Raw genomic sequence first — 5,612 nt, 5'->3', positions numbered from 1 at the left:
GCATCTATTAGAGATTGGCATTGAATTTTCTGGCTCGAAAGGAAAAACATACTTATTTTTAGATGAGATTCAGAATGTTGGTGGTTGTTGTCAAACTAAAAGGAGATTGACTAAATTGTCGATTCCCTTTACTGCTTCATAGAAATATATTCATAGCTAGGTGTGAAGTGCTGACTATCCTGTAGTTTGTAGTATTCCATAAAAATGCGTGACATGATGTTTGGAATTTGTGTTTCTGCAGGATGAGATAGAATAATCAAATATTGCATAGCACTATAACGTGTACATACATCCACCTTTCGAATGTTATCTTGAATAGCTTCACCCATATGGTCAAGGGCTTCTTCGATTTCTTCAATATATGGAAGTGTATCTTGTACAGTTTCCATAGTAACCATGACTAGATAACAGTTCCATTGGTTTCGTGTCATCAATTGGTGTATGTATTCATATTGTCTTGTGAAATCGCGATATTCTAGGTGTAATGCGCCTGAATAGTTTCCACTTGTTTGTAGGGAGTTTGCAATTTGTTTCAGGTCTAAGCTTGTGTTGGCTGTGTTTCCATAATGGATTTGGTTGTACCAAGAATAGTTGTTCTTACCATTTTGTTTCACATAATACAAGGCTTTGTCGGCTTTTGAATAGGCATCCGCAAACGTATCGTTTCGAGAGCACATGAGCATGCCTGCAGAAAGGGCTGCAAAATGGGTTTCACTATCGTCTTTAATGATTTCTTTGAATTGTTCAATCACATTTGAAACTGTATTTTCGGCTTGTTCTGTATTCGCTTGTGGTAAGAACAGAAGGAATTCATCCCCTCCCATACGACATGCAATCTTAGGTATTGAAATGTCTAGCAATAGTTTTCCTAGGCTTTTTAGGGCTCGATCTCCAGCTTTATGTCCATAAACGTCATTGATTTTTTTTAGATTATCCATATCCCAGAAAATCAGGCATCCATTTGTCTTTTGCATAGCGCTCGCAATGCGTTTTTGTCCTACATTACGAACTGGAAGGCCTGTAAGATAATCGATGTTTTTTGTTTCTTCCTGATCTTGCATGGTTGTCACAACATCGGAAATAAACTTATTGATTGTGTCTTCTTGGGATGGAAGTATTTCGTGTTCTAAGTGAAATAAAGATCCGTTGTCCATTAATTTCAAGAAGACTTTAGTAATTTCAGGATCAAATTGCGTACCCGCATTCATTTGGATTTCATGATAAATTCGTCCATGACTTAATGCGTTACGATAGATTCTTCTTGAGTTCATGGCATCATAACTGTCGGCTAACGCAATTATACGTGCTTGTATTGGAATTTCATTTCCTTTAAGTCCATCTGGATAGCCAGTACCATCATAATGTTCATGGTGACTTCTTGTGACTTCATCGATATGCGGAATGATCGTTATATCTTTTAAGATATCTTGTCCAATTGTAGTGTGTTGTTTGATTAAATTAAATTCTTCATTTGTTAATTTGCCAGGCTTATTTAAGATTTGGTCTGGAATACCAATCTTTCCAATGTCGTGTAAATAAGCACAGTTTTTAAGGTTTTGAATCTCTTCATTTGTCCAACCCATATTTTTCGCAATCAAGGCTGCATATTGGGCTACACGCCTTGAGTGTCCACGTGTATATTCATCTTTGGCTTCAATGGTAGTAGAAAGGGATTCCATCATTTGAAGTGTTATTTTTTTGTTTTCTTTCTTTTCAATTTCCAACTCCGTTTGATGACGATTTTCTTCTATGATATGAATCTTTTGGATGGTACGAATAATGTTAGTGAAGAGCAATATAATCATGCCTATGCCAATAAAGATACCTGAAATAGTTGCGACAAAATAAACAGATACAGATTCAATAGCAACACAGACTAGGACTAGAAAGAGTCCAATCAATAGAATGTAGTCGGATTTTATTTGTTTATTTTTGCGTATGTATTGCATCAAATGAATGAATATTAGGATAAACACAAAGACGAGTAGTAATTGTGCAACGGGCAATGTTTCAATGTAGTCTTTGACTTTTGTAAGATAGAGAATGGAAGAAACAATAAAGTTTAAAATTACGACATAACCAATATTTTGATAGAGTTTTTGGTGCTTGCCATTTTGAATGTTGTCCGCATAGAACAAGATGGGTAATGGACTCAGCATGATCATCACAAAACATAAAGCAGCTAACGCGGATGCGTTAGGAACTAGGATTTGTCGGATTTTGGATTCTCCAAGCATCCAGACAGAGCCCATGACCATACACCATCCAAAGTATTCCATGTCGAATGTTGTGTGGTAGACATGTTTTAGGGCTATGCCAAACAGGATGGATGTGATGCCGGAAAATAAGATAAAGAAGGCAATAAATGTGGATATTCCATAAGTATTGTATATATTTTGCCAAATTTCGGCTTTATTACCACAATACACCTCATTGACAATGCCAGAATAATTTGAAGTGTAGGTTGTCAGTTCAATGCGTAATGTTTTTCCTGCATCTTTATAGGTTGTAGGACAAAAGATGTAGCGACTCGCTGAATTTTTACCAGCCATTCTTGTATCTTTTGTGGAATATTGTGTGCGCAATGAATTTCCTACATAGAACTGAATGTCCTGCAAAGAAGATCGAATCGCAAAAGACGTTTCATCATAGTCTTTAGGCAATGTTGTTGTCAGGACCATGGTATGGCCTGGTTTTACTTCATAGGTTCCGGGAACCTTTATTTTTTGTTTCGTACCATCCTCTTTATGCCAGTAAAAGGAACCGGAATAGATTATGGATTTGGACGGGTCGTTATAGTTTTGTTCGTTAGCACCAAATAATTGCATGCAAATAAACCATCCTAAAATCGCAATCATTAAGATGTAAAAGAAGTATTTCATGGTTTGAAAGTTAGATTTTTGTGTATGCATATTTGGATTCCTTCCTTTATAGTTAGCATAGTATTTTTACATAAAAAGTGTCAATAAAAAGTTGTTGACAAACCTATAGAGTAGCTATAGAATGAAAATATTCTAAATAGAACGATGAGGAGGGCGCATATGCACTTTTGGGATGAACATAAAACGATAACGAGATATTATGAGATGAAGGTTTCTGGAGTTTGCGAAAAATATCAGTTAAGACAGTTGGAGTATGACATATTAATGTTTATTTACAACAATCCTGCGTACAATACGGCTGCGGACATTGTTCGTATTCGTAAGTCTACAAAGTCTCATGTTTCGACTTCGCTTAAAGTATTAGAAGATCGTGGCTTTATTGAGCGAAGAATCGACAAAGACAATAAAAAGCATGTAACTATTCATTTACTACAATTGGCTAATGAAGTAATTGAAGATGGAATATGGGCGCAAAAGGAGTTTGTGCAAGATATGTTTGAAGGTCTTAGTGAAGAAGAAATCAAAGTGTTTATGAGTGTATTTCAAAAGGTGTATGACAATGCAGAAAGGATGATTTCAAATGAAAAAAATGCCTGATTTAATGGAAGCAATTTTTGATGCTTGTTACTTGATTTTTGACTTAATTGCCGGAATTTTATTCTTTGTATATTCGAAAGGAAATCCATTATTTATTTTATATGGAGTGTTAACATTAACGTTGTGTGGTGGAGACGCATTCCACTTGGTTCCTCGTATTAAAAGAGCTGTGTATGGTACAAATGATAAAATTAAAAGACAGCTTGGAATTGGATTACAGGTATCTTCAATCACTATGACCGTATTCTATATTATTTTATTGTTTATCTGGAAATTAACATTCCCAACATTACAAGCTCCGCTTTGGGTTGAGGCTATGATTTGGATTTCAGCTATTATTCGTATCGTCGTATGTTTCTTACCGCAAAATAATTGGACTTCCGAAGAAGGAAATAGGAAGCTTTCTGTGATTCGTAATGCCGTGTTTGCCGTAACTGGAATTGGTGTGATTCTTCTTTATGCCATTTCAGGAAATATGTACGATTTACATATGAACCGTATGGTTGCAGCCATCATTATTTCTTTTGGTTGCTACATCCCAGTTACATTGTGGTCTAAGACAAAACCAAAGATTGGTTTATTGATGATTCCTAAGACTTGTGCTTATATGTGGGTCATTGTGATGGGATTACAATTATTATTTTAGAATTTCTTCAAGAGAACGCCTACTCGACGTTCTCTTTCTATATGAATTTTAGAGTATCTAATTCAATGTAAATAAGACGTTTTAGATGAAATAGGAACAATCGCAGCAAATTTATTGGAATTAATAATGTTTTCACATTGAAGTTTTATAATGGAAATTGGCTACTGGATGTAGTAACGGTGAACCCTCTGAATTAAAAATGACATTTGCTTGAGTTCTCGGCAGATCCTTCTATTTTTTTGTAAGAGGAGAAGATGTCTATGTATATATATCTATATATTGATGTTGCCATGGTATTATTGGCACTAGTAGAAATACTAAGAATCACATTGATTATCATAGAAAAATGTAAAAGACACTAGTTCACCCAAACCCAACGGATTAAACTAGTGTCTTTACACTAAATAAATTCAGAGGAACCACTGTATCCAGTAGTCTTTCTGTAGGTATATTAAATAATTGATATATTTAAATGTCAAGGCTAACTCTATCTAAATCAATGAAAATAAGTCATTTTAGATGAAATAGGAACAATCGCAACAAGTGCATTGGAATTCACAATATTTTCGTATTGGACTTTTATGATGGAAATTGGCTACTGGATGTAGTTGGTGGTTGCCTCTTGTTAAGGAGTTTTGAAGCCTTGAATCTTGAATTCCAGGTAAGTAGATCCTTCTATTTTTTTACAGGAGGAAAGCTTATGTATATATATCTACATATTGATGTTGCTTTTGTTCTATTTGCCATAGTAGAAATACTTAGAATTACATTATTGATTATAGAAAAATGTAATAGACACTAGTTCCCGTTCCCACAACGAATCACTAGTTTTTTTGACCTTAATTTAGAGTGACCACTATATCCAGTAGTCTTTCCGTATAAGTATTATATCGATATATGAGTGGTTATGCAAATCTATTGGATAATAGTGTAATGGAATACATTACTATGAAAAAGTGAAAGACACTCGTTCATGTAAATGAGTGTCTTTAAGGAATTACTTTAATCCAAACAGTGTTTGAATACAAGAATCATCCATTACACGATCTGTTGGTGGCATATTGGCATGTTCTAGCAGTGAGTCTACGTTTATGTAGCTCAGAGTAAAAGGAATACAAGAAAAAACGTAGTTGCTCCTAGCCATGTTTTACAGGGCCTTATTTTAAAACTTTGAGGTTTTAAAAAATTGGGTTAAGAACATAATTGAATGTGAATTTACAAAGCCAAATTGTCAAGGCTTGCAGTTTTACAAATTAATGAAGAAACAATTTTGATTATATAATTACTTAACGCAATGCCCATTCGCTAAATATAAATTGTTTTTCCAATTGGCTTCAAAACCGTAATTTTTAACAAAATCAACTTTTGAGTTGCGTTCAATATTTTTTAACTTTTCAATTGCTCTTTTGCCAAGGCTTTGATTTGGATTTATATACAGAAGAGGAAGAACTAATGAATATGTGCTTCCAGATACAAAAGATCCTAAA

Annotated in this window: 4 protein-coding genes; 2 read left to right on the top strand and 2 right to left on the bottom strand. The window is 34.5% G+C overall.

Annotation, left to right across the window (positions count from 1 at the left end; all coding sequences use genetic code 11):
- Nucleotides 1-128 precede the first annotated feature (128 nt).
- Nucleotides 129-2,912, bottom strand: a complete 2,784-nt coding sequence (locus ACZQCL_RS03260; RefSeq protein ID WP_482481836.1) for an HD domain-containing phosphohydrolase — start codon at nucleotides 2,910-2,912, stop codon at nucleotides 129-131.
- A 129-nt stretch (nucleotides 2,913-3,041) separates the two neighbouring features.
- Here ACZQCL_RS03260 and ACZQCL_RS03255 point away from each other — a divergent pair, with 129 nt between their 5' ends.
- Nucleotides 3,042-3,479, top strand: a complete 438-nt coding sequence (locus ACZQCL_RS03255; protein ID WP_419006735.1) for a MarR family winged helix-turn-helix transcriptional regulator — start codon at nucleotides 3,042-3,044, stop codon at nucleotides 3,477-3,479.
- Nucleotides 3,463-4,125 carry a hypothetical protein gene (locus tag ACZQCL_RS03250; RefSeq protein ID WP_412343507.1) on the top strand — a complete coding sequence of 221 codons (663 nt, stop codon included), beginning with the start codon at nucleotides 3,463-3,465 and terminating at the stop codon, nucleotides 4,123-4,125. The genes ACZQCL_RS03255 and ACZQCL_RS03250 overlap by 17 nt, the downstream gene beginning before the upstream one ends.
- A gap of 1,282 nt (nucleotides 4,126-5,407) precedes the next feature.
- Here ACZQCL_RS03250 and ACZQCL_RS03245 read toward each other — a convergent pair.
- Nucleotides 5,408-5,612, bottom strand: a 205-nt coding sequence (locus ACZQCL_RS03245) for a hypothetical protein (RefSeq protein WP_482481835.1), incomplete at its 5' end; no start/stop codon positions are given.

The organism is Holdemanella sp. (genome assembly GCF_056804935.1).
This window is presented reverse-complemented; position numbering and strand designations above follow the sequence as displayed.